Origin of the sequence: Rhodocyclus tenuis (assembly GCF_014197755.1) — a bacterium.
In the GTDB taxonomy this organism is placed as follows: Bacteria; Pseudomonadota; Gammaproteobacteria; order Burkholderiales; family Rhodocyclaceae; genus Rhodocyclus; species Rhodocyclus tenuis.
This window is the reverse complement of the sequence record NZ_JACIGE010000002.1, coordinates 398,626-422,909: the sequence shown is the minus strand read 5'-3', so window position 1 is coordinate 422,909 and position 24,284 is coordinate 398,626. Positions and strand designations below refer to the sequence as shown.

Below are 24,284 nucleotides of genomic sequence, written 5' to 3'. Positions count from 1 at the left end.
ATGGGTGAGCCAATGAGCAAAAACGCAGCCTCTCCGCGCGACGTGCTGACGCCGGATTCACTGGCCCTGCTGCAGGGGATTGCCGATGCCGGCAGCTTTGCCGCCGCCGCCCGCGCCGCCGGCATGGTGCCGAGCGCGCTCGGTTATCGCGTGCGCCAGATCGAAGACGCACTCGACGTGCTGCTCTTCGACCGCAGTTCGCGCCAGGCGAGCCTTACCGCCGCCGGCCACGAACTGCTGCGCGAGGGCGCGCGCCTGCTCGCCGAAGTCGACGCCATCGCCAACCGCGTGCGCCGCGTTGCCACCGGCTGGGAGTCGCAATTCACGCTGGCGCTCGACGGCATCATCGACCGCAGGACCGTGTTCGAACTGTGCGAACAGTTCTTCGCGCTGAAACCGCCGACGCGCCTGCGCCTGCGCGACGAAACGTTGTCCGGCACGCTCGCCGCGCTCAGCTCGGGCCAGGCCGATCTGGCGCTCGGCGTCGTCGCCGAGGCGAGCACGGTGGTCAGTCTGCAGACGCGCCCGCTCGGCAGCCTGCGCTTTGTCTTCGCCGTGGCGCCGCACCACCCGCTGGCACACGCGCCCGAACCGCTTTCGGACGATGTGCTCGGCCAGCACCGCGCCGTTGCCGTCGCCGACTCGGTGCCGCGCGGCGGCGGCCTCACGCTCGGCTTGCTCGCCGGGCAGGAAGTGCTCACCGTTCCAGGCATGCCGGACAAACTGCAGGCGCAGCTACGCGGCCTCGGCGCCGGCTTTTTGCCCGAATGCCTGGCGCGCCCGTACATCGAGAGCGGCCGGCTGGTGGAAAAGCGCGTTGAACGTGCCGAACGCGTCGTGCACGTCGCCTACGCTTGGCGCAAGACGCCCGAAGCCGTGCGCGGCAAGGCGCTGCAATGGTGGTTGCAGCAACTGGAAAGCAAGGTGACGCGGCAGGCTCTGGTCGGCGAACGCATCACACCGAGCCGGTGAGCGTTTTCGCGCGCCGCTAAGGGGGCTTCGGGACGCTGCGTTCGCGGCGCACGGCAAATGATAAAGGCAGCGCGTCGCGCTGCCTTTATCAAGAACGTCCGGAGTGTTTTACCGGAGTTTGTGCGGCTTACTGCGCCGGCACTCCCTCCTTGAGATACATCGGCGACCGCGGCCCGTACAGAATGCCATTCGGGCGACCGGCGCTGAGAAGACGAGCGCTGGTCTGCCCCGCGATGACATGACCCTGGTTGCTCACCGTCTCGGCAATCTGGCGGATCGCCGCCTTGACCAGCATGCCGACCAGACCGCCATTGTTGCTGTCGCCTTCGGCGCTCGACGCTGTTGCCATTCCTGACCATAGCGTCTTGCCAGTGCGCAGGTCGACGAGTTTGCCTTCCGCCGTGACACGCGTCTCGCTTGAAATGACGGCGTACGATGTTCCGTACTGTTTGACGTTGATGTAGAGCGCGGCGTCGGCCCCGAAAATCTGGCGCAGCTTGGTGGTGGGGATTTCATGAATGTCCGCAGGCGAGGTCATGCCGTTCTGCTTGAACGTTTCGTCGACCAGGGTCACCGGGAAAACGTAGTAGCCGGACTCGGCGAGAGGAGCGGTCGCCTGGGACATCATGCTGTACGTGGCCTTGATATCTGGCGAACTGTTCAGCGGCGGCAGGACGAGGATTGAGGCCGGGCGCGCTTCCTTGAATGCCGTGTAGTCATAGGACTTCGGGGTTGCGCAGCCGCCGAGGAGCAATGCGGCAGCAAGCGAGGCTGCGCTGAGCAGTGCATGGGTACGATTTGCTTTCATCGGGATCGCTTTTCTATTCGGGTTTCTTCGGTTTCAGCAGGAAATCGACATAGGCCGCGCTTTCCGGGAACTGCTGCCGTTCTCCCTGCAGGTTCTGCTCAAGCAGATCGGTCCTGCCGGTCTGCCCGTAGAGCAAGCCAAGATGCGCCTGCATCCCCGGCGGCACCGGCTTTCCCTTCGCTTTTGCTTCCTCGCGGATTTTTTCCAGACTCTGGATACCGTCTTCCGGCCCCTTATCGCCCTTGAAGTACGAATACTGCTGGGCCTCGAAATCGCCCCAGTGATAGAGAGCTTGCGACCGCGTTGCACAACCCGACAGTGTCGCCACGGCCAGGCCGGCGAGCAGCATCAGCCCACGCATTGAGTGTCTTTGCGACATGCTTATCCCTTGAAAATCAGTTGGCGGGACGCCATGCGCCAGCTTCTACGCCGGTCACCAGGCCGTCGACCGCTTGCCGGATGGCGAGGTCGAGCACCTTGCCGTTAAGCGTCGAGTCGTAACTGGCGGTGCCGCCAAAACCGATCACTTCGCGATTGGACAGCGAATACTCTCCGGCCCCTGCCGTCGAGTAGATGACTTCCGAAGTGTCGACATCGACAACATTCAAGGTCACCTTGGCGTAGGCGACCTGTTGCTTGCCGCGGCCGAGAATGCCGAACAGCTGATGGTCACCCACTTCCTTGCGACCGAACTCGGTCACATCGCCAGTGATCACGTAGCGCGCACCCTTCAGCGCTTGCTGCTTCTTGGCGATTGTTGCTTCCTGCTTGATTTCGCTCATGTTCTCGCGATCGAGCACGGAGAAGCGATTGGTCTGCTGCAGGTGGGAGACAAGGATGGTTTTGGCCTGACTGCCCAGACGGTCAACGCCATCGGTGAACACACCACGCATGAAACTGGAGCGGTTGTCGAACTTGCCGACAGAAATCGGCTGGCGGACACCCACGTACGGGCGAGCGGCAGAAACGGTCTGTTGCGGAGTGATGGTGCGCGAATCTTCTGTGGCACATCCGGCAAGTGTTGCTAGCAATACCGACAAACAGATGCCGCTGACTTTCTTCTTGTTCACGTTATCTCCATGTTCTGAGGATATGCATTGAATTATGCACGGCCTATGATTTTATCATCGCGGTTTGCGATCGCGCGCAGTTGCTACCAATCCGGGCTGGGCGCCTGTGCCGTGCAGGTCGCGCAGCAGGCAGCGTCAGGCAGCATCCCGCTCGGCAAATACCTCCTTCGCCGCAAACAGGCCGTTGAGCGCCGCCGGAAAGCCCGCGTAGATCGCCATCTGCATGATGATTTCGACGATTTCATCGCGCGTGCAGCCGACATTGAGCGCGCCGTGGATATGCACTTTCAGCTGCGGCGCGGCGTTGCCGAGCGCCGTCAGCGCGGCGACGACACCGATCTCTCTGGATTTGAGGTCGAGCTGCGGCCGCGAGTAGATGTCGCCGAAGGGAAACTCGATCAGGTAGCGCGCGAAGTCGGGTGAGATGTCGGCGAGCGACTCGATGACGCGCTCGCCGGCGTCGCCGTCGATCTCGCGCAGTTTGTCCCAGCCGCGGCGGTAGCGCGTCGATTCAAGGGGATTGTGGGTCGGTTGCATGGACTGCCTCGTCTGCTGGCGCCCCGCTCTCGGTGATCATCTTCCGGTAAATGCCGATCTTGTCGTCGAGAACGCTGGCGCATGTCGAAAGCTCTTCGATCCTGGTGGCCAAGCGTTCGCGATGGAGCTTGAGCATCGCCAGCCGCGCCTGCAACGTCGTCTCGCCTTGCGCCCTGAGCGCCGCGTACTGCCTGATCTCGGCCAGCGGCATCCCGGTCTGCTTGAGCCGGAGCACGAACTCAAGCCAGAGCACATCGGCCGGGTGGTACTGCCGATGCCCGCCCGAGTTGCGCCCGGCAGGCTGCAGGATGCCCTCGGCTTCGTAGAAGCGCAGGGTGTGCGTGGAAAGCCCGCTCAGGCGCGAAAGCTCTCCGATGGAGATGGCGTTGTTGGTCACGTCCGGCATGGTGGGGCTTTGAGTGCACTCGAAGTCAAGCGAAGTTCGCAGCTTCCGGCAAATGGTGCGGGCGGGCAAGGCTGTGAGGAAGCACTGGGAGCTTAACTACGTAAACAGCCCGCCCGAATATCTCTCGTTACTGACTGGCAAGCGCGCTGAAGCGGTGGTTGCTGATGGAGCGGGGTGGAACGATAGCCCTCTCAAAGCTACACGGCGGCAAACAGAAGACGAGCGCAAACCTTCAACTCCGCAGTCTTCTCAACCGCCTGCACGGCGGCAAACGCCGAGCTGGCCAAGCTGCGTGGCATCGCCGAACTTCTCAACCGCCTGCACGGCGGCAAACCGCCACATCCGCATGCATGCCTTGCGGTAGCTCTTCTCAACCGCCTGCACGGCGGCAAACAGCGCCAAGAAACAAGCCATCCTCGACGCATGCTTCTCAACCGCCCGCACGGCGGCAAACGAGCGAAAACTTTGATCCAGACGAGCCGGAAACTTCTCAACCGCCTGCACGGCGGCAAACTCACGCAGTCTGGCGGCAGCCGGTACGAGTCGCTTCTCAACCGCCTGCACGGCGGCAAACGGATACGGCAAGGCGCTGAAGGCTGCGCAGATCTTCTCAACCGCCTGCACGGCGGCAAACACCAGACGCTGCAGACGCGGCCATTCGCGCTTCTTCTCAACCGCCTACACGGCGGCAAACAGCTTCGGCGAGTTTTTCGGCGAGGCCAAGGACTTCTCAACCGCCTGCACGGCGGCAAACGGCCACCGACACGCTGCGCTCGCTGGCGGCGTCTTCTCAACCGCCTGCACGGCGGCAAACGCCAGCTATCGCTGGGAGATCGTCTGCGAGGACTTCTCAACCGCCTGCACGGCGGCAAACGACCGGGACGCATCAGCCCAGATCGGCGACGACTTCTCAACCGCCTGCACGGCGGCAAACTGGCCGCGATTCCGTTTTCCGTCTTCGACCAGCTTCTCAACCGCCTGCACGGCGGCAAACACGCCCAAGCGAAAACAACCGCTTGCGATAATCTTCTCAACCGCCTGCACGGCGGCAAACCCGACGATCACGCCGCCGGCCGGCTACATCAACTTCTCAACCGCCTGCACGGCGGCAAACCGATTCATGGCCGGCGCCGGCAGCGTGTCAGTCTTCTCAACCGCCTGCACGGCGGCAAACAAGGCGACCCAGAAGAAGACGCCCGCAGAATCCTTCTCAACCGCCTGCACGGCGGCAAACCGGCCGACGCAGCAGACGCCGCCGCTGCGCAACTTCTCAACCGCCTGCACGGCGGCAAACAACAACAGCTGCGCGGCTGGGCCGCCGCGCGCCTTCTCAACCGCCTGCACGGCGGCAAACGCGGCTACAACAACGGCCGCGCGGCCGACCGGCTTCTCAACCGCCTGCACGGCGGCAAACAGAATCTGTCCCTGGGCCTTACCTGTCAGGTACTTCTCAACCGCCTGCACGGCGGCAAACCTGTTCGGCAAGCGCAAGCGCGGCGCGGCCGACTTCTCAACCGCCTGCACGGCGGCAAACTGTGGTCGGCGTCGTCTTCGCGGCGCCGTCCTCTTCTCAACCGCCTGCACGGCGGCAAACTCGCCGTCGTCTCTGGCGATGTGTTGCTCATCCTTCTCAACCGCCTGCACGGCGGCAAACCGCCCGCCTCGACGTTGCCAGCGCCTCCAACTCTTCTCAACCGCCTGCACGGCGGCAAACCTGCTAACTTCTTCCTGCGTGATTCACATGCACTTCTCAACCGCCTGCACGGCGGCAAACAGCAGCTCGGCATGGCGCTTCGCCATCATCTCCTTCTCAACCGCCTGCACGGCGGCAAACGTAGCCGCTGGCCGTGACTTTCCTTCGCGGATCTTCTCAACCGCCTGCACGGCGGCAAACCCCGTGTGGGATCAGAGCCGCTTCCTGCGCATCTTCTCAACCGCCTGCACGGCGGCAAACAACACGTTCCTTGACTTCGCCTTCTGGCAAAACTTCTCAACCGCCTGCACGGCGGCAAACGACATCGACGATCTGGCGGGCAAGCTCGCCGACTTCTCAACCGCCTGCACGGCGGCAAACTCTTCTCGACGAGCGTGCAGACCACGCGCCACCTTCTCAACCGCCTGCACGGCGGCAAACCAGCGGCGGTCGCAGAAACGCCCGGTCAAATCCTTCTCAACCGCCTGCACGGCGGCAAACGGAGAGTTCGCTTCGAGCGAACATCTGCACGTCTTCTCAACCGCCTGCACGGCGGCAAACATGGTTCGTCGGATCGGGCAAAAGCTCCCGATCTTCTCAACCGCCTGCACGGCGGCAAACCAGCCCCGAAGGGGACCGGGTGAGGATTTCAGCTTCTCAACCGCCTGCACGGCGGCAAACGAAAAGGTCTGCGTCGGCAATGAAGGCGGTGACTTCTCAACCGCCTGCACGGCGGCAAACCACCAGGGACCTGAAGAACTCCGCCGCGCGCTCTTCTCAACCGCCTGCACGGCGGCAAACAGCGTCAGGGTTCCGTTGTCGTCATGCTTGAGCTTCTCAACCGCCTGCACGGCGGCAAACACGGCCTTGTCGATCACCTCCTGCCGGCGCGCCTTCTCAACCGCCTGCACGGCGGCAAACGACGCGCGCTTTACCCATCAGGAATACCGCAACTTCTCAACCGCCTGCACGGCGGCAAACAGCCGGGCGCACCGAGAACGAAAAACGCTACACTTCTCAACCGCCTGCACGGCGGCAAACTCGATCTACGCGCCCGACCTGCTGATGGGAATCTTCTCAACCGCCTGCACGGCGGCAAACTTTCTGTTGGTCGTGACGAGCTGATCCTGATCCTTCTCAACCGCCTGCACGGCGGCAAACAGTAGATCAGCAGGAAGAGTAGGGCAGCGATGCTTCTCAACCGCCTGCACGGCGGCAAACGCCTTCAATTTCGTGCATGACAAACAGCAACTCTTCTCAACCGCCTGCACGGCGGCAAACGTGAAAGCCGAATCAACCTGTAGATATCAAGCCTTCTCAACCGCCTGCACGGCGGCAAACTGGCCGTCGAAGAAGGCTGGTACGCGCGCGACCTTCTCAACCGCCTGCACGGCGGCAAACGACCTATGTAGAGCGTTCTCCCCTTGCCATTCCTTCTCAACCGCCTGCACGGCGGCAAACATCGGAGAATTCGGATTCTCGGCGCAGAACGACTTCTCAACCGCCTGCACGGCGGCAAACAATGGAAATCACCTATGACAAGTCCGTGAAGTCTTCTCAACCGCCTGCACGGCGGCAAACTTTTACCCCAACAGCAAGTCGCTTCTCTGCTCCTTCTCAACCGCCTGCACGGCGGCAAACCCTCGCTTCGCTGCGGTCCGCGCCGGCGACGCCTTCTCAACCGCCTGCACGGCGGCAAACGCTGTCACTGTTGCCGCTGTCATCAGCGGCGTCTTCTCAACCGCCTGCACGGCGGCAAACCCGATAAGGCACTCGACCTGTATTACACTCAACTTCTCAACCGCCTGCACGGCGGCAAACGAACTGATCGAAGTCGATCCGTTCACCGTTGTCTTCTCAACCGCCTGCACGGCGGCAAACTGGATGAATGGCCAGAAACCATTCATTTAAACAATGAGTTCCCCTGAGATTCGTGCTTCAGACTTCGTCGTTTCAGGGGGTTCTCAAAATATTGATATTAAAGAGTTTTTTCGCAGAGCCGTTTGACGAAGTCAAACAGGAAGTCAAGGGAGTCGCCGTCCTGGAGGGTCTCGATGAGCAGGGCGCGGAAGGCGTTGTCCTTGACGCGGGGGTTGGCGCCGCACGTGAAGGCCAGAGGCATCACATAGGCGTCCTTGATCAGGTCGGCGATGTCGAAAACCAGTGCGCCACGCCGGGTTTTGCCATGCAGCAGGGGAAAAGCGTAGCTGATGCCAAGACCGTTGAGGGCGACGGCGGCGAGGCCATAGGCGATGTAATTGCCATGATCGAGGAAGGAATTCACCCGCTCTTCTTTGCTGCCCTTGGCGCCGGCGCCCTCCTGGCGGGTGAAGTTGAGGCCGTGGCCGGCGGAGAGGCTGGCGTAGAGGGCGCGCGCCCATTCGGCTTCGGCCAGCAGCAGGGACTGCGTGTCGGGCACTCCAGCACTGCGCTGGCGGAATTTGTCGATGGCGACCGCAGGGATCTCGATCTTTCTTTGCAGCAGCTCGCTATTCCTGGCCCATGCCTTGCCGGTGAGCGCGATTCGTTCGGCGATCAGTGCTTTGGCCAGTTCCAGCCGCTGCGTTTCGTCCATCCAGTGGCGCACCCAGGCCTGCATGTACTCGGTCGGCCGGTATTCGCTCTGCGGGGTGAGGAATACCGGTTCGGTTGCGGCAAAGAGTGGTGAGCCGCCACTGCCGCAGAAACCCACCAGCACGTTCGACTCGGCCAGTCTTCGCATTGCAGCGTCGGTGATCGAGGTGCCCTTGCCAAGCAATAGCAGGGCAGTGTTGCGTTCCGGCAGGTTGAAGTACTGCTCTACATCCTCGCCGGTTTCGGTAAGCCAGACGATGCGTTCGTCTTTCTGGAGCACCCGCGCGTGCTCCAGGTAGAAGATGTTGGCCCTTTTTGAGAGCAGGATTTGCCGGGGTTTTGGCCGGCCCTTGTTCATGGCAGCCGGGGCAGGGCGAAGGGGCGGGATGCCGTGGCCAGTCCGTAAGCATCCGGTTCGCCGGGTCCCGCGTCCGAAGCGGGCTGCGCCTCGACATAGAGCCGCCAGGCCTGGCCGTTGCTCTGGCTGCGCAGCGCAAAGAAGGGCAATTCGGCCTCGTCGGCGGCCTGGATGCGGCGCAGGCGGAGACTGCCTTCGGGTTTGCGTTCCGCCTTGCGGCTGGGAATGCGGTAGCGGCGGTAGCTGACCCAAGGGCCGTTAAAGTCCTCGGGAACGGCCTTCGGGTAGGCAAAGCGGCCGATTCTGGCAGGCCCTTCGGCGAACCCGGGGTGTGTTTCAGTGGCAGTGACCAGCCGATCCAGGGCTTCCCGACTGGCGGCGAAGACCCGCAAGCGGGGAAAACTTCGCGGGTAGTCGGGCAGCGCCAGCGCGTATTGCCCCGTATAGAGCCCGAACACACCGTGCAGCACCTTCAGGGCGAGCGCCGCGGTGATCGGCGACGGGCGCGGCCCGAGCTGGAAATCCACGTAATGGCGCGGCTCCATCATTCCTTGCCCCCGGAGAAGACCCCGCCCCGGATCAGGCTGGCGATCATGAACATCCCTTCGGGGGACGCCGGGTCCAAGGTGTTGAGACGGCGAGCGAATTCGAAGGCAGAGGTTTTGCGGTCGCGGAAGAACTCCTGGGCTTCCAGGCTGGCACCGTTAGGTTCTACCGGTAGCGGGCGGCCATGCTCGGCGTAACTCGGATACCACGTGTCGATGGTGCGCAGGGCGTTGCCGATTTTCTGGTCGCGCAGGGCAGCGTGACCCATGGTGCGGGTGCTTTCGAACTCGATGCCGTTGCGGCTGCCGGCCCGTTCCGGAGAGCCCAGGCAATAGAGCGGGCGGGCGAAGCCGCGCGGCTTGTCCTCCACGTAGTTCTGGGAGGGGAAGACTTCCAGCGCGCCGCGCACACCGAAATCGAGACGCGCCTCGATGTCGAGCCCGGCATCGTCGTCGCCGCGCAGTCCGTCGGCAATGTAGGCCGCTACCTGGCGTTCAGCATCGGTGATGTTGTCGAAATGGTTGAGCGGGGTGGCCAAGGCATCGAAGCTGGCGAGAGGCGTGCCGTTAACGCTGACATGCACCTCGACCTGGCGCGCAATGGTGCGGTTGCGCCACAGCCAGCGGCCGTTGGCGATGTTGCGGGCGAAGCGCTGGGCAACTTCGTCCAGGCCGGGAGACGTCTTGGCGCGCTCGATGAAGCCGGTGACGCTGTCGCGGTAGTTACGGACGAGGTCGTTGGCGTCGGTGCTGGCGGGGGCGCAGGCAAACAGTACATCCTTCAGATCGAGGAAACGCAGACCGAAGCGCACGGCCAGGGCTTGGGCCTCTTCTTCCAGCTTGGCGGTATCGGTGGTCTGAATGTTGGAAACTTCCTGGCGCTTGGCGTTGGCTGCCGTGCTCTTTTCCGCGTCGCCGTCCTTGTTCACGTTCTGGGTGCCGCGGATGCCGTGGCGCACGACCATGACCGGAGTCTGGCTGTCCTTGAGCACGTTGAAGAAAAGCGCGTCGGTGATGACGAGGCCGCGCTGGAAGGCGAGGACGCCGGGCAGTTTCTTGAATTCGGGTGCATTCATGGGGATGCTCCTTTACAGGGAAGAAATGGAAGGGCTGATGGTTTGCGGCACTGCTTGGCTTTGGCGGATCACGAATACATCGTCCTGCAGCCAGCTGTGCTCCCACCAGGGAATCGGGCGCTGGCCGTAGTCACGCGTGGACACGTACTGCACCAAGCCAAGCAGTGGTTCGCAGAAAGCATGCAGTGGCGTTTCTCCCCGGTCGGTCTGGCGCGCGCCGGCGCGGGTTTCGAAGGGGGTGGTCATGGCGTAGCCGAGCACGCTGGCGGCCAGCCAGGATTCGGGCAGCGGCGGTGGTACGTCGCCGGCCTGGGCGCCGGTCGTTTCCGTTTTGGCGGGCCTGCGGCCGATGGCGGCGACCAGGGCGTCCACGGGCGAACCTTCGCTTTGGAGCAGGTCGCTGCGTTCGATCAGCCAGAAGCCCTTGGGCAGGTGCAGGTCGTCGAGGTCGTTCTCCGCTTCTATTTTGCCGTGGCTATCGATGTTGCCGCCGGCGATGCGGGCGGTACGCAGGAAGCTCTCGATACGCTGCACGTTGATGCTGCCCTGGACTTCGAACAACAGCGACAGCGTCAGGTGGCAGCTGGCCGTGGGCTGCAGGGAAAGCGCGTGCGGATTCTTCGACGAGTAATCGACGTTGTCGATGAAGGTGGCGCCCCGCCGCTGCTGGGGATGGAAGTCGTAGAAGCCGTCACTGCCGTATTCGCCGAGCAGCTGGGCGTCGTGGTGCACGATGGCAACGCGCTGGGGGCGACAACCAGTCTTGAGACCCAGATTGTGGCCAAACAGCACGCAGGCCATTAACTGGGCAGGGGTGATGGCGACGTTGCCGGCTAGGGCGTTGGCGGCGCGGATGCGCAGGCGGGGCAGCAGCAGGTAGCTCATCGCACCACCTCCTCGATCATGGCTTGCAGTTCGAAAATGTCCGCCTGCTCGAACTGGAATTCGTCCTTGCCATCGCCAAAACGGTAGTCGGCGATCAGCCTCGCCAGCCGCAAGGCGAAGGCACGCGGCCATTCCTTGTCGCGCAGCTCGGGATCGACCAGTCCCCGGGCCACCGGGTCGGCCTCGGCAGAAACCAGCGGCGAACCGCCAGCCGGAAGCACGTCCCGTTGCGCCAGCAGGCGTTGTCGCGCCGCGTCGCCCTGAGCGAGGATGCCCCGGGCGATAGCGCGGACATGGACGATTTCTTCGTCGCGGCTATCCATGTTGGTGGGAATCCGGCCGCCGTTGCGCCGCCGGCAGTCGGCGTACCAGTCGCGGAAGCCGCGCAGCAGCGGGCGCGGCAGGCGCATGCGGACTCCCTGGAAATGCAGGGCGAGGACGGCCTTCAACTGGCGGTTTTCCGTGGGGGCGAAGAAGACCAGCGGGCGCTGCATATCGCGCACCAGTGAGCCGACGTTCTGCGGGTTGGAACCGCCCAGCCCGAATATCGCCACGGGAATCCGCCGCAGGTTTTCGTCCGGAACTTCCCGCAAGTGCTCGTTGTGCTGACGTACCTTGGTCCGCAGCTTGCGATTGACTCCACCGGAAGTCAGCGGCGTAACCGACACGTAGCCGCCCTGCCGTGGCAGCAGCAATTGCCGGGCGCGCAGGGAAACCTTGTCGGTGCCGATCTGGGCCCCCTGTGCTGTCGCTGCGGCCAATGTTGCCAGGATGCGTGTGGCTTCGTTGGCCGGAGCCGTTGCGACGCCTTCCCGGAGCTGGTTCAACTGCTTGACCACGGTGGCCGTCTTGCCCGCGTTAGCCACGTAGTCGAGGGCCGGTACCTCGCCCGCGCCGAGCAGGGTGCGCGCAGACACGTAGGGCAGCTTCAGTCCCTGTTCCGGCGCCAGACGGATGCCGCCAGGCGGCGCGTTTGAATTGACGGTCTTGTGGGAAAAGGTGACGAGTTCGGCGCAGGTAGCCGCGTAGAGTTCTTGGGGCAGGGCGACCCACTCGGGCGGTTCGGCAGCGACGGTTATTTTGGGGCGTGCCACGTCATGCTCCTCGCTTATGACTATGATGTTGGCACGCTAAATCCGAGTGTGCTTCCTGTCAACAAAAAATTTTTACTATCACTATTAATAACTAGGAGTGTTATATAACCCCACTCCTCTATGTGCTGCAGTTACCCGCCTGCTCGGCGGCACACAATTACTATCGCTTCTAACAACTAACTCTCAACCACCTGCACGGTGGCGGTCGCAAGCCTAACACGGACCTGAACAAGCGATGCACATCACCCTGATTTCAGCCTGCGAGCGGCGGGCGGTGAAGCGGAGCCGGGCGATTCTCGATAGCTACGCGATCCGCACCGGCATCCGTTCCTGGGCGACGCCGATCACCCTCGAAGGAGTGCGGGAGCTGCGTGGTTTGCTCAAGGCGTCGGCGACACGGCAGACGGCAGTGGCCTGCTACCGCAACGAGGGGCGCGAGCGGATGCGCTTGCTGTGGGTGGTGGGGTCGCGCGACAGCTTCGGGCCGGAAGGGCATTTCCCGGCTGGCCATACCCGGCGCCGGCAGCCGCCGCCTTTCTGGCTGCGCATCGTTGGCCTGCTGGCGCACGCTGCAGGCCTAGGACACGATCTAGGCAAGTCCGGCAATTTCTTCGCCGGCAAACTGGCGCGGGCGGTGGCGGGCGGGCCGCCCGAGGCCGATCCGGTTCGCCACGAGTGGATTTCCATGCGTCTGTTGCAGGAGCGGCGCCGGGGAAATGAGTGGAGCCAAGCCTGGTTGTCGATTGCGAAAAAGAAGTCCCTCTGCGAACCGGGCGGCTTGGAAGATACGGGCATCGACGGCCCACTGCGGGCGCTCGATTATCTGATCGCCACCCATCACCGCCTATTCGGTCCGGCAAAAGGTACGTCGACCCCCACCAGTGAAAAGCATGTGGCAGAGGGTGAACGGGCTCGCGAACTGGTGCCGGCCGGCACGCTGCCCGATGAGTTACTGGAACTGCTCGAACGGGTCCAAGCACGCCTGATTCGCAAGGCCGGTGAGCGCAGCCCGGCCTTCTGGCGTGGTGCGGCGGTCCTCGCCCGGGCAGCGCTGATCCTCGCCGACCACGAGGTTTCCGCGCGACCATGGCCGGGGGGTGTGAAGGCTTGCGAGCTTTTCGCCAACACCAAGGACGGCGCTTTCGATCAACCGCTGGACTGGCACCTGCGCACGGTCGGCGGGCGGGCCGCCGACTTTGCCTGGCGCATGGCCGCCCTGCGTCTGCCCGGGCTGGCGACGGAAAGCGTCGAGCACATCCTGTCGCCGGCCGATGAGCGCGGGCGCTTCGCCTGGCAGAATCAGGCGGTGGCGGCGGTCGCCGCGCTGCGCGAGCGCTCTGAAGGTGGCCTGCTGATCTTCAACATCGCGGCGACCGGAGCGGGCAAGACCATCGCCAATGCCAAGTTGGCTTGTTCGGTGTCGTCGCGGCCGCGCTTTGCCATTGCGCTCAACCTGCGCACGCTGACCCTGCAGACCGGCGATGCCCTGGCCGACGATCTCGGTCTGGGCGAAGACGAGCTGGCGACGGTGATCGGCGACCGCATCGCCAGCCGGCTGCACGCGGCCGGCAAAGCTGACGATCCGGCACATGCCGGCACTTTCGAGACCGAAGGTCCGGCGACCGAATACGACGCCCGTGGCGGCGAGGTGGAGCTGCCGGAATGGATGAAAGTACTCACCGAGCGGCGGCCTGTGCTGCGCAGCGTGATCGGTGCGCCGGTGCTGGTTTCCACCATCGATTACCTGATCAATGCCGGCGAGCCCGGACGCCAGGGGCACCATGTTTCTGCGCTGATGCGCATGATCGACAGCGACCTGGTGCTGGACGAGGTGGATTCGTACGAGCCGGTTGCGCTGGTGGCCGTGCTGCGCCTCGTGCAGGTGGTGGGGCTGATGGGCCGCAGCGTCATCTGTTCGTCGGCGACCCTGCCGCAGCCGGTGGCCGAGGCGGTATTCCGGGCTTTCCGCTGCGGCGTCGAGATGCGCTGCGCGCTGGAGGAGCGCGAGGCGCGTTTCGGCATCGCCATCGTGGACGACCGGACTGCTCCGACCACTTTTGCCAGCGACGCGGATCTGCCCGGGCAGTTTGCTGAGCATGTTGGGCGCCTGCTGGCGGTGCCGCGGAAAGCGGTGCGCCGGGCCTGGGTGCAGCCGGTGAACGGACTTGGCGGCGAGGCCTTTCTGGCGGCGATCAGCGACGCAGTGAGGCGTTTGCATGAAGCGCATTCCTGGGTTGGTCCGGGCGGAAAACGGCTCTCGTTTGGCCTGGTTCGGGTGGCCAACATCGGTACGGCAATCCGCACTGCGCGCCAATTGGCGCGAGCCGTACCCCATGCCCGGGTGGCCTGCTATCACGCCCAGGAGTTCCGCATCCAGCGACATCTGAAGGAAAAGCGGCTGGACTTCCTGCTGAACCGTAAGCGTGGTGACGGGCACATCGTTCGGGACGAGGAAATCATTGAACTGATGGCTGCGAGTGCCGCGACAGACGTGCCGTTCATCGTCGTCGCAACGCCGGTCGAGGAAATCGGTCGCGACCACGATTTCGACTGGGGAGTGATCGAACCGTCGAGCGCCCACTCGATTGTCCAGACCGCCGGCCGCATCAACCGGCATCGCCTGCGTGAAGTGAGCGAGCCCAATGTGGCGATCCTGCAATACAACCGGCGCTGGCTGGAGGGGCGTCAAGGCGAGCCTTGCTTCGTCTGGCCTGGTCTGGAGTCGAAATCGCAGGCACACCGCTATTCGAGTCCCGACCTGCTCGCCCTGCTGGCCGACGCCGACCTTGAAGCGCTCGATGCCCGTTTGCGTCTGGGCCGGGGGTTGATGGCGAGGGACGAGGATCGCATCGTCAGGGAGCGTCTCGAGACGCCGCTGAGCATCGTCGAAGCCGATGAAGGCGCCCGATCTGAATGGATGACGCAGGCTTTTTATGCCAATTACGCCTTGCGCGACGGCGTGCAGCACGAAGCTTGGCGGGCCGAGCGGGTGAATGGCTTCTGGGTTTTCAAGCGTCAGGCGCGGCCAGGCGAGAAAGAGTCCTGGATGACGCGCAGCCTGGATGAGGAAGTTCGACGTCAGAGCAACGACTGGCTGACTTGGGATCTGGAAGAGCTGGTCACCACCTGCGTCGAGTTAGATGTTACCCCGGCGAGTGGCCTGGAATTACAGGTGCGGTACCAAGCCGAAGGAACTGGACTCAGCTGGGACCAATCGTTCGGCTTTTTTCTGAGTAAGCCGTAGCGACGCAGGCGGCTGTAGCGCCGCGCGAAATTTGGCAGCGTTTCGCGAGATATTTGAAAGATAAGAATTGTACCGGCCACTGAGAAATAATTGCGGCTAGCGCAATGACGGTGGCCCCAATCAATCCGGCTTGCGGGGGGCCTGATGCTCAATGATGCGCGTCATGCCAGCAGCCTCCACAGCTCGTCGCGTAGCGCTGCCGCTTCCGATTCGAGCGCTGTTAGCTTGCTCGCCGCGAATGCTGGCACCGCTTGGGCAGACGCGACCGCAGTGGCAATCTCGCGGGCCGGGCGAATGCTTTCGGAGTCGATGGCAAGCAGTCGCCCATATATCTCCGCTACACGGCTGTTTGCGGGAGTGGGGATCGGAGTCTGCTCCGGCATGTCTTCGCAGGTCCAATCATCTCCATGAGGACGATACCGTTTTCCTGGCTCGATTACCGCTGGAGGCTCGCGATCAATACAACCACCGGGGAGGAGGAATTTCCCCGGATCGCGGGGGCTTTCGTCAGCTGTCGCCGGACCACGAAAGTAGCCATCAGCATCGAGTTGAGAAACGATCTTCTGTGACATGGCTCCTCCTAGTCCTAGTATTTGATGCAAGCAAGCAAAGCGACGTTACGCGGACGCGTTTCTGATCCGCCCGCCGACAACGTGTAGTTGCCCGACGCAACAGACCCCGACGCTGCGTTGCCCGAGGTGTTTGCCCCATAAACTCCGCTGCCGTAGTCGGTATTGTTTGTCGTTTGCTGGTGCGAGTGAGACTTGAAATCGTCGCTTTGCGCACTCCCGAAAACGCGCCCAGAATCGACGCCGCGCCCGTCATCCCAGCCGCGTACGAACTCTCCGCGCAAGTCCGGTAGCGCGAATGTAGTCGCCCCGTCGCCCGCACCGTAAGTTGTTCCAATCGCTCCGAAGAGCTCCGAATATGTCGTGCGAGACAGTAACGCCCCGTTTGCCTTGAGATAGCCAGTAGGCGCTGAATTACGAGCGACGTGTATGACTGTCCCGACCGGAACGCCCGCACCACTCCCAGCATCGACGTCAACGAACAACTCCGTTGCATTCCGCGCGATGCCGACGAAGACCGCATTGGTCGGCGCCGTCGCCGTGATCGCCCCCGCCGTCGCGCCGTCGAGGTAATAGCGCGCGCCGGGCGTCAGCCCCGTGAACAGCACTGCGTCGCCGAACGCATAGACGTTGCCATTCGCCACATCGGCGAAACCGACGCAGCTTTGCTTTGCTGTCCCGTCAGCAAGCGCCAGGTCGAAGCGGCTGTTCCCGGCATCCCAATACACCGCCTTGCCCGTGCCGGTGACGGCGGCAGCGAAGGTGGCGTTACTGATGATGACCGCGCGCTGTCCGGACTGGATCATCTTGACGATTGCCTGGCGCAGCTGCGTGAGGTCGCCGGTCGCTGGCACGAAGCCTGCACCGATGATGACGGCTTCGATCTCGCGCTGCGGGTGCTCAATCGCCGCCGCCGGCACTGCGCTGCCTTCAATACCGCTGGCAGGCGCGGCATCAACGTACGCAGCCCCCGCCGCGGCACCGATGGGTTGGACGTATTTCATTTACGCTCCTTCGTAGGAAAAAATCAGCCGGGTGTGTGCCGGCTTGAGGCGTTTGAGCTTGCACTCCAGGTCGGCGGCGCGATCGATCTTGCCGAGCAGATCGCCGCACTGGCTGGCGCCGGCGCGAAAGGCGGTGAACCGCGGGCCGGTGACGCGAATTCGCCACTGATGGCGTACTGCAGCGCCACCGCCGAGGCGGTCGCCGCAGCGATTGACGCCGGTGAGGAATGGCCGGAACTCGTCGAGTTCGACGGTGTAGCCCATCGCCTCGGCCAACCCGAGAAAGTAGGACGGACTGGCGCCGCCAAGCGCGGTCAGCTTGGCGACGACGGCAGCGCGGCGTTCCTGCAGCGTCGTGGCCACGCCAGCGCCGCAGGTGTCGGGAAGACCGCAGACGCGCTCCCAGTCCGCGAGCAGCTCCAGCGCCGCGCGACCGTCGGCTTCGTCGAGCGCCGACCCGCCGCGCGCATCGACGCGCGCAAACTCCTCGGCCAGCGCATCGAGCAGCCGGGTGAGGGCCGCATTGGCCGCGCGCGGCCATGCCGCGCCGCTCGGCAGCAGCGCCTGCAGCTGGGCGCGGTAAGCGGCAGCGTTCAAGCCCATGCGATGCTCCCGAAGGTCGCGATCTGGCCGACGGCCAGCGTGATGTCGGCGACCGGTGAGAGCAGAACATGGTCGGTTTCGCCAGCAGCCAGGGAGATCGCTTCGCGGATGTGCGAGAGCGGAATCTTGCCTTCGTTGCCGCCGCCTTCCGGCTCGGCATCGCGGATCAGCAGATCGCGCAGGCTCGCCTCGACCGCCGCCTTTACGCTGGCCGTCGCTGGCGTGAGCTGGATCTGAAACGCGACCGGAACCGCGATCGGCGCGACGACGTAGAGCTGCATTCCAACTGGCCGCAGCGTGTCGATGTAGGCCTGCACCGCGGCCACCTCGGCTGCATCCGGGATCAGGCTCGCGTCGTCGTCCCGAACGAAGCGCACCGTCACCGTGCCGTCGCCCATCTCCAGCGGATAACACCAGGCGCGCGTCACGCCTGGAACCTCCAGCGCCCACGCCACGTAGTCATGCGCCGCGCCGCCGTGCGGCGTCTGCTGGATGCGGGCGAGCACGCGGGCGCGCAGGCTCTCGATGTCCTCGATGTCGGCGCCGCCGGAGAGCCCATCGCTGCCGACCGTCGCGGTGGCGTTAAGGCCGTCGATCGGAGACTCGATGCCCAGGGGCGCGCCTGCCGGCGTGTTGCCGGTCTGTCCCGGCTCCCTGGCCACCAGCGTCAGCACCGCAACACCGCCGGCGACCGTCGCTTCGCCCTCGCTCACGAAGGCCGCGCCGTCCTGCCGCTTGAAGACCGTGCCGGCCTCGATGACGGTACCGTTGCTCCCCGTTACCGTTGCCGCTCCCGCGGCGTATGAGGCCGGCACGCGGCCGGACGGCAGCCAGATCGCGGCGTGGCGCTCGAGGATGTCGTCGTCGCACTGGTCGACGAGAATCTGGCGGGCGATCCAGTCGAGATAGCCATACAGCCCATGCACGGCGCCGGCATGCACACGGGACAGCACGGTGAGATTCGAGCGGCGCAGGCGCGCATCGGCGCCGCGAAAGCGGCTCTCGATATCGGCGACGGCGCGCTCGATCAGGGTTGGCAGATCGGGGCGAACGAAAGGCATCTCACACCTGGTTCCAGAGGGTTTCGAAGCGGATCGGGGCAACGCTGCCGTCCGGCCGATGGATGCGGACGATCATCCCCATCACCTCGTCGCGGGCGACGAAGGTTTCCACCTCGACGCGCCGCGCCGCACCGTCGGCCACCAGCCACGCCAGCGCCTGCTCGGCGTATTCCTTCGCTGCCGTGAGCGACGCCTGCAGCTGCTTGGAGGCGCGCAGCAGCCACAGCCGCGAACCGATGCGATCGCCGGCGATCGGCGGATACGCGTCTCCCCACCAACCGCGGCGGTCGCTCTGCCCGAGCGGCAGCGTGTCGTCGTCGGCCGCGCGAGCGTCGGTGAACAGCGACAGGATGACTGCTGTCTCCAGCCCGTCGTCGGTGGCCAGCGCGAACTGCTCGAGCGCCAGATCGGCGCCGCGGTCCATGTCCACGAAAACGCTGCGCAGGTCGCTCATGACATCGCCTGCGACGGCTTGCTGGTGCTGCCGCCGACACCGTTTTCGTGATGGGTGTGGTCGTTGTAGGTGCCGCGCATGCCGGCCATGCTGCGCGTGCCGTGGTCGCTGATATCGCCCTGCGCAACGATGTTGCCGGCAACGGCAAGGTTGCCCGTCATGCTCACCAGCGGCGTGTCGATCGTCACCTGCGGCGTATTGAAGATTTTCACCGGCAGGCCGGCGCCGTCGATGACGATGCCCTCGCGCGTCAGATGCACGCGCTGGCCAAGATCGTCGTAGAGCGCGGCTTCACCCGGCGCGATCGCACGCAGGCGAAACTGGCGATCGGCGACGCAGATCATCACGCCGTGGTCGCGATCGCCGCCGACGGCGAAATACAGCCCCTCGCGCTGCCCCGGCGGAATCGAGGTCATGCCGTACTGCTGCAGGATCTCGACACCGTCGCGCACCTCGCCGTCGAGCAGCTTCACCTGCGCTGTCTGCACCTTGCCGCCGTCGTTGATGGAAGTGACCACGCCGCGCCCGACCATCAGGCGCAAGCGGCGGGCGAGCGGCGCCATCATGCGCGCGACCAGCGTCTGCGCGTCCATCATTGGTCGCTCCAGTCTTCGACCTTTTCTTTCCGGTCGCGCTGCTCTTTCGTCTTGAGCTTGCCGAAGAGGCGCGACTGGGTAACGCCTTCGAGCAGCTGGAATGCCTCCGGCTGCGAGATGGCCAGCTCGGTGAGGGTGCCGCCCTGGTCGTCGAGCGTGTAGGTGCAGCCGACGATCAGCATCTCGGCGGCGTCGAGCAAGAGCATCGACGACGTGACCGGAACGATGGTGTTCGGCTGCCAGATGTTGCCAGCCGGATCGACCCAGCCCTGCACGGTGACTGAGCCGCGCGCGCTGCGGCCGCGGCGGACGTTGCGCTCCCACTCGGCGCGATCCTTCAGCGTCGCATTCTTGCTGTGCGCCTCGGCCAGCACGATCAGCGGCCGTGGCCGCGTGATGATGTCGTCGGCGACCTTGGCCGACGGCGACGAATGCACCTGGTCGCCCTCGGCGCCGAGGCGTCCCTGGCCCTTCACCGTGTAACTGGAAAAGCGTTCCTTCCAGGAGAACTCGCCGCGCGCCGCCTTGATGTTGTCGCCCTCGACCAGCCCGTAGTCGAGCCGGTGCTTGCCGGCGCGGGTGATGACCAGGTCGCCATCCGGGTTGCTGGTGAGCAGCAGCGCCTTCAACCGCGCGGCACGCTCCAGGCACTCGAAAACGCTCTCGCCCTCCTGGATCGAAAACGAGTCGAGCGCGCTGCCGATGTCGACGCCGTCGTCGATGATGACCGCGATGTCGTAGGGCTTGAGCAGATCGCGCGCCAGCTGGTCGATCTTGACCTTGTGCCACTGGCCGGTCTTGTAGGCTGCCGAGCAATCGACCAGGTCGGCCGTCTTGTCGCGGCCGGACACGCGCAGCGTGTGACGGGTCGCGTCGAAATCCACCATCACGGTATCGACGTAGCCGGTGATGACCACATCGCCATCGAGCAGCAGCTGGCACGGCTGCCCGGGGCGGATTGGCCGGCGCCGCAGCGAACCCGGCCAGCGCTCGGTAATTTCCAACTCGTAGGTGCCGGCCAGCTGCTCGATCGAGCGCGTGACGCGCAGCGATTTCCAGCCGCCGTAATAGGCGCCGGCGATCCGGAGTTCCGCGATGCCTGAGAGTTTGTCTTGCGTAGCCATGCGGCGAGACTACGGTCGCGCGCGCGAGGCACCAATTAACCGACGTTACAACCGGCTCGCCGGCCGGATGCTGCCCGAAGACTTAGCGCGAGATGACTTCCAGCGCCTCGCCGCCCGGAACAAAGCCGGGGTGGCGGATCACGCGCAGATTGCGCGCGATCAGCTCATCCTCGCGCGTCGCATCGCCGTGGATGCGGTAGGCTGCCACCAGCGCCGGCAGCGTCGCCGGCAGCGTGGCGGTCGTCACGCGCGGGGCGTTGATCGAGCGCGCCGTCAGGTCGCGTACCAGGGCGACGCGCAGCGCGGTCAGCGCCTGATAGACAGGTTCCGATACCTCGACCACGGTCTGTGCCGGCGTGCCATTGCCGGTCGGCGCCGGCACGATGCCGGCCGCTTCGTCGTCAAGGCGTGCCGACAGATTCTCGCGCAGCGCGGCGCCCTCGTCGGAGGTCGCGATGCTCGCCCGGCTTGCCATGCGGGCGGCCTCGACCAACGCCGCTCGGCGCACCAGGTTGGACATTGCCGCCTGATTGGCCGCCTGGCGAACCCGTGACGGCGTCGTCGTCGGCACGCGTGATTGGCTGCTGCCGAAGTTGAACAGGCCGCGGTACGAATTGAGCGCGTTGAGCGGACTCTTCGCCAGCGCCTTGAGCGTGCCGATCGAGCCAAGGACGCTCTGCGCGAGCGCGGCCGGCGCACGGATCAGGCTGTTGAGGCTGCCGACTACGCCATTGGCTGCCGCCATCACGTCGGACAGCACCGACAAGTCGGGCACCAGCGAGCGGCGCGCGGCTTCCAGAGACTTCATTGCGTCCTTCGCTGCCTTGAGGCCGGCGGCGACCCCGAAATCAGGCAGGCCGTCGACGGAGAAGTCGCTCGCGAAATCGTCGGCGATCGCGTCATTGGCGTCGTCCGCCGCCGACTCGACGGCGGCCTGCGTATCCTGCCGCGCCGATGGCTCGGTGTTCTCGCCGGCGACGATGAAGTCGAGCGAGAAGCGGGCGACGCCGCCGTCCTCGGGAGATTCGGAGATCCGCGCCGGGCTGGCCAGCGTGACGGTACGCTCGCCGTAGTACGGATGAATCAGCGTGCCCGCGCCGCGCTGCTTCAGCGCCTCGATCAGCGCATCGCGTGCCTTGAAATAGTCCGGGCCGACGATGATCGCTTCGATTGTGAAGGCATCGGCCTTGAGGCCAAGGTCTTCGGGGTAGGCGTCATCGCGCTGCGGGTATTCATGGATCGCCACGCGCCGGCCGACTTGCGTCTGCGCACTCTTCACGCCGAACGGCACGCCGCGGAACGAACCCGGCTTGAGCGACTTGCGCCAGGGCGCGACGTAGCGCTGGCTCACGGCGTCACCATCGTGCGGCCGGCATCGACGTTCATCGGCACGCGCGGGTTGCTGGTGGTAGCCGCTACCGAACTCACGCGGCCGTCCTGGTCGACGCGGACGCGGATTTCGCCGCCGACCTTCGATTCCTCGCTGTGCATCCATTCATAGATCAAGGCGCCGAGCGATTGCTCCCCGGAGAGCTTCGAGGTGCCCCAGTTGAGCAGCTGATTGATCGCGCTGCCGATGCCATAGCCGGCGGCACCGGCGCCGACAACGCCCGTGCCGGCGGTGGCCAGCCCGGCCGCGCCCATGCTGCCCCATGCCGACAAGGGCAGACCACCCGCGAGAACGGCGAGCGACTTGGCGCGACTGGCGGCCTTTGCCGCCGCACCACCGGCGCCGGCACCTGCGGCCGCTCCAGCAATGTCGGCGGCACCGCCCATCGAGGCAGGCCAATTGACCACGAAGACCGGCGTCACACCCATGGCCGCTTCCAGTGCCTTGCCTTCTGCGACGCCGGCGGCCGTGCCGCCGAAGCGCTTGGCCAAGGCGCCGACCGCCTTGCCACCATAGCGGGCGGCGCCGAAGATGCCGGCAGCGCCGAGCGCGCCGCCGAGGATCATGTCCTTGCCGTCGATACCGAGTCCGCCGTTCTCTTTCTTGTCCAGGGCGAAACCGACCCACTTCTGATAGGTGTCGTTGAGCGGCCTTACAAAGTCGTCGGCGGCCAGGCGAAGGGCGGCCTTCAGGCGCCCGGTCTGGTCGATTGAGTTGCTGATTGCCTCCGGTAGATCACGCGAGATCGCTCCGCCAGCGGCGCCGATCGCGGCGCTGAACTCGCCAAACTTGCTCAGGCTGTTTCCTCCCAATAAGGTCTTGAGCCCCTTGATCGTGTCGAGATCGGCCTCGCCAAACGCGTTTTGCAGAAAGATTGCGCGGGCCTTATCCGTCTTCAGCGTGTCGTACTTTGCCTTGAGGTCGTTGAAGATGTCGGCAACGTTGCGGCGCTCACCCTTCGCGTCGAAGAATTTGACGCCCGTTGCCGAGGCTGCCGCCTTCATGTACTTGAGGTTTGTGAACAGGCGCAAGGTGCTGTCGGCGAGTGTGGAAAGACGCTCAGGCTGTTTTTCGACCTGCGACAGGGTCTCGATGAAGGCGAGCGTCTGATCGAATCCCATGCCTGCCGAGGCGGCGTTGACGCCGACCCGAGCGAAAATGTCGGAAAGGTTTTGCAGTTCGGCGTTTCCCTGGCGACCGGCGACAGTCATCTTGTCCAGGAGCAGCGCCGCCAGGCCGGGCTTGGATAGATCGAAATTGAATGCAGTCGACGCAACGGTCAGCCCGGATGTCAGCCGATCGGCGCTAGCGCCGGTTACCGCCATCGCCTTGTTGGTGGCGTCGATGACCGGCAGTGCTTCGCTGAACTTGAGACCGGCTTGAACGGCGTTATTAAAGCCGCCCTGCAGGTCATCGACATTCTGCCCAGTCTCGCCAGACATACGGAAAAGTTCGCTGCGCAGCTTCTCAACCTCGCCGCGAGACATTCCTGCCGTCTGTCCGATCTGCGTCAGGCTCTTGTCCATGCGCCCGCTCTGAGCAGCCGTGGCGACGGCGCCGACGCTGACGCCGAGCGTCGCCAGTTGCCCCTGCAGGCTGCTCATCGCGCCCTTGAGCGTATCGATCTCGCGCTTCGCGCCCTTCGCGAAGCGGCTGACACTTCCCCCTGCCTGCGTCAGCCCGGCGACAAAGCGCGCCGAGTCGGTGTAAAGGCGCAAGGCAAGGGAAAGGTCGCGATTGCTCATTGATCAGGGTTTCCCGCTTTGGCAGCGACGATAACGCTCAGGTAGTGATTGAACTCGGCCGGCGCCAGACTGAGAATCTCAGCCCGGCTCCAGCCGGTTTTCATGGCCAGTAGCAATACCTGGTTCAGGAGGCCGGCTCGCTGTCCGGCTCGTCTTCCCCCAGATCATCGATCTCCGACTGAGCAGCGCGCAGGATGCGCCAGTCGACCGGCTTCAGGCGACGGATCATGCCGACAGTGAAGGGGCCTTCGAAGCTGCCGACGCGCACCAGCTGGCGAACCATCAGCTGCGCGTTGAAGTTGAGCGGCTTGGTCACGTCGGCTTCGAGTTCGGCGTCGAGCAGATCATCTACGGTCGCCTCGCGCACCTCGAAATCACGATGCAGGACACCGTTGACCGACAGCCCGACTCGCAGCGTTCCGGACACGCGGCCGTCGGCGAAGGTGAAGCCCAGCGGGTGCTTTTTCTCGCTCATC

Annotated in this window: 22 protein-coding genes and 1 CRISPR repeat array; of the genes, 2 read left to right on the top strand and 20 right to left on the bottom strand. The window is 64.5% G+C overall.

The window, feature by feature from the left end:
* Nucleotides 1-12 precede the first annotated feature (12 nt).
* Nucleotides 13-972: a LysR substrate-binding domain-containing protein gene (locus tag GGD90_RS04670; RefSeq protein WP_153114641.1), complete on the top strand. Its 960-nt coding sequence runs from the start codon at nucleotides 13-15 to the stop codon at nucleotides 970-972.
* A gap of 127 nt (nucleotides 973-1,099) precedes the next feature.
* Here the strand turns inward: GGD90_RS04670 and GGD90_RS04665 are convergent, their stop codons facing one another.
* From GGD90_RS04665 to GGD90_RS04620, 10 genes are all read right to left on the bottom strand, one after another.
* Nucleotides 1,100-1,780 carry a DUF799 domain-containing protein gene (locus GGD90_RS04665; RefSeq protein ID WP_153114640.1) on the bottom strand — a complete coding sequence of 227 codons (681 nt, stop codon included), beginning with the start codon at nucleotides 1,778-1,780 and terminating at the stop codon, nucleotides 1,100-1,102.
* A 13-nt stretch (nucleotides 1,781-1,793) separates the two neighbouring features.
* Entirely contained in the window at nucleotides 1,794-2,159 is a 366-nt protein-coding gene (locus GGD90_RS04660; RefSeq protein ID WP_153114639.1) for a DUF4810 domain-containing protein, read from the bottom strand.
* 16 nt (nucleotides 2,160-2,175) lie between these two features.
* Entirely contained in the window at nucleotides 2,176-2,850 is a 675-nt protein-coding gene (locus GGD90_RS04655) for a CsgG/HfaB family protein (protein WP_153114638.1), read from the bottom strand.
* 135 nt (nucleotides 2,851-2,985) lie between these two features.
* Nucleotides 2,986-3,387, bottom strand: coding sequence for a carboxymuconolactone decarboxylase family protein (locus tag GGD90_RS04650; RefSeq protein ID WP_153114637.1), 402 nt, complete (start codon nucleotides 3,385-3,387; stop codon nucleotides 2,986-2,988).
* Nucleotides 3,362-3,793 (bottom strand): MerR family transcriptional regulator, encoded by a 432-nt coding sequence (locus GGD90_RS04645; RefSeq protein ID WP_153114636.1) that lies wholly within the window; start codon nucleotides 3,791-3,793, stop codon nucleotides 3,362-3,364. Before GGD90_RS04645 ends, GGD90_RS04650 begins: the two co-directional genes overlap by 26 nt.
* Before the next feature lie 245 nt (nucleotides 3,794-4,038).
* Nucleotides 4,039-7,367: direct repeats of the CRISPR family, unit length 28 nt; unit sequence CTTCTCAACCGCCTGCACGGCGGCAAAC.
* Nucleotides 7,368-7,464: 97 nt separating this feature from the next.
* Nucleotides 7,465-8,418: a type I-F CRISPR-associated endonuclease Cas1f gene (gene cas1f, locus GGD90_RS04640; RefSeq protein ID WP_153114635.1), complete on the bottom strand. Its 954-nt coding sequence runs from the start codon at nucleotides 8,416-8,418 to the stop codon at nucleotides 7,465-7,467.
* Nucleotides 8,415-8,966: a type I-F CRISPR-associated endoribonuclease Cas6/Csy4 gene (locus tag GGD90_RS04635; protein WP_153114634.1), complete on the bottom strand. Its 552-nt coding sequence runs from the start codon at nucleotides 8,964-8,966 to the stop codon at nucleotides 8,415-8,417. The genes cas1f and GGD90_RS04635 overlap by 4 nt, the downstream gene beginning before the upstream one ends.
* Nucleotides 8,963-10,039: a type I-F CRISPR-associated protein Csy3 gene (csy3, locus tag GGD90_RS04630; protein WP_153114633.1), complete on the bottom strand. Its 1,077-nt coding sequence runs from the start codon at nucleotides 10,037-10,039 to the stop codon at nucleotides 8,963-8,965. Before csy3 ends, GGD90_RS04635 begins: the two co-directional genes overlap by 4 nt.
* 12 nt (nucleotides 10,040-10,051) lie before the next feature.
* Nucleotides 10,052-10,924, bottom strand: coding sequence for a type I-F CRISPR-associated protein Csy2 (locus GGD90_RS04625; protein WP_184414926.1), 873 nt, complete (start codon nucleotides 10,922-10,924; stop codon nucleotides 10,052-10,054).
* Nucleotides 10,921-12,018, bottom strand: a complete 1,098-nt coding sequence (locus GGD90_RS04620; RefSeq protein WP_184414924.1) for a hypothetical protein — start codon at nucleotides 12,016-12,018, stop codon at nucleotides 10,921-10,923. The genes GGD90_RS04625 and GGD90_RS04620 overlap by 4 nt, the downstream gene beginning before the upstream one ends.
* 235 nt (nucleotides 12,019-12,253) lie before the next feature.
* Here GGD90_RS04620 and GGD90_RS04615 point away from each other — a divergent pair, with 235 nt between their 5' ends.
* Nucleotides 12,254-15,262 (top strand): P-loop NTPase family protein, encoded by a 3,009-nt coding sequence (locus GGD90_RS04615; RefSeq protein WP_153114631.1) that lies wholly within the window; start codon nucleotides 12,254-12,256, stop codon nucleotides 15,260-15,262.
* A gap of 161 nt (nucleotides 15,263-15,423) precedes the next feature.
* On the opposite strand, the gene GGD90_RS04610 is transcribed toward GGD90_RS04615, so the two are convergent.
* The 10 genes from GGD90_RS04610 to GGD90_RS04565 form a co-directional block, all read right to left on the bottom strand.
* On the bottom strand, nucleotides 15,424-15,834 hold the full coding sequence (locus GGD90_RS04610) for a hypothetical protein (protein ID WP_153114630.1): 411 nt from the start codon (nucleotides 15,832-15,834) through the stop codon (nucleotides 15,424-15,426).
* A 14-nt stretch (nucleotides 15,835-15,848) separates the two neighbouring features.
* Nucleotides 15,849-16,835, bottom strand: a complete 987-nt coding sequence (locus GGD90_RS04605; RefSeq protein ID WP_153114629.1) for a tail fiber protein — start codon at nucleotides 16,833-16,835, stop codon at nucleotides 15,849-15,851.
* Nucleotides 16,836-17,438 carry a YmfQ family protein gene (locus GGD90_RS04600; protein WP_153114628.1) on the bottom strand — a complete coding sequence of 201 codons (603 nt, stop codon included), beginning with the start codon at nucleotides 17,436-17,438 and terminating at the stop codon, nucleotides 16,836-16,838.
* Nucleotides 17,429-18,499, bottom strand: a complete 1,071-nt coding sequence (locus GGD90_RS04595) for a baseplate J/gp47 family protein (RefSeq protein ID WP_153114627.1) — start codon at nucleotides 18,497-18,499, stop codon at nucleotides 17,429-17,431. The genes GGD90_RS04600 and GGD90_RS04595 overlap by 10 nt, the downstream gene beginning before the upstream one ends.
* A 1-nt stretch (nucleotide 18,500) precedes the next feature.
* On the bottom strand, nucleotides 18,501-18,953 hold the full coding sequence (locus GGD90_RS04590) for a phage GP46 family protein (RefSeq protein ID WP_153114626.1): 453 nt from the start codon (nucleotides 18,951-18,953) through the stop codon (nucleotides 18,501-18,503).
* Nucleotides 18,950-19,549, bottom strand: coding sequence for a phage baseplate assembly protein V (locus tag GGD90_RS04585; protein ID WP_153114625.1), 600 nt, complete (start codon nucleotides 19,547-19,549; stop codon nucleotides 18,950-18,952). Before GGD90_RS04585 ends, GGD90_RS04590 begins: the two co-directional genes overlap by 4 nt.
* A complete protein-coding gene (locus GGD90_RS04580; RefSeq protein WP_153114624.1) occupies nucleotides 19,546-20,673 on the bottom strand; it encodes a phage baseplate assembly protein in 1,128 nt (375 codons plus the stop codon). The genes GGD90_RS04585 and GGD90_RS04580 overlap by 4 nt, the downstream gene beginning before the upstream one ends.
* An 82-nt stretch (nucleotides 20,674-20,755) precedes the next feature.
* On the bottom strand, nucleotides 20,756-22,024 hold the full coding sequence (locus GGD90_RS04575) for a DNA circularization protein (RefSeq protein WP_184414923.1): 1,269 nt from the start codon (nucleotides 22,022-22,024) through the stop codon (nucleotides 20,756-20,758).
* A complete protein-coding gene (locus GGD90_RS04570; protein WP_153114622.1) occupies nucleotides 22,021-23,808 on the bottom strand; it encodes a phage tail tape measure protein in 1,788 nt (595 codons plus the stop codon). Before GGD90_RS04570 ends, GGD90_RS04575 begins: the two co-directional genes overlap by 4 nt.
* 124 nt (nucleotides 23,809-23,932) lie before the next feature.
* Nucleotides 23,933-24,283: a phage tail assembly protein gene (locus GGD90_RS04565; protein ID WP_153114621.1), complete on the bottom strand. Its 351-nt coding sequence runs from the start codon at nucleotides 24,281-24,283 to the stop codon at nucleotides 23,933-23,935.
* Nucleotide 24,284: the final 1 nt, after the last annotated feature.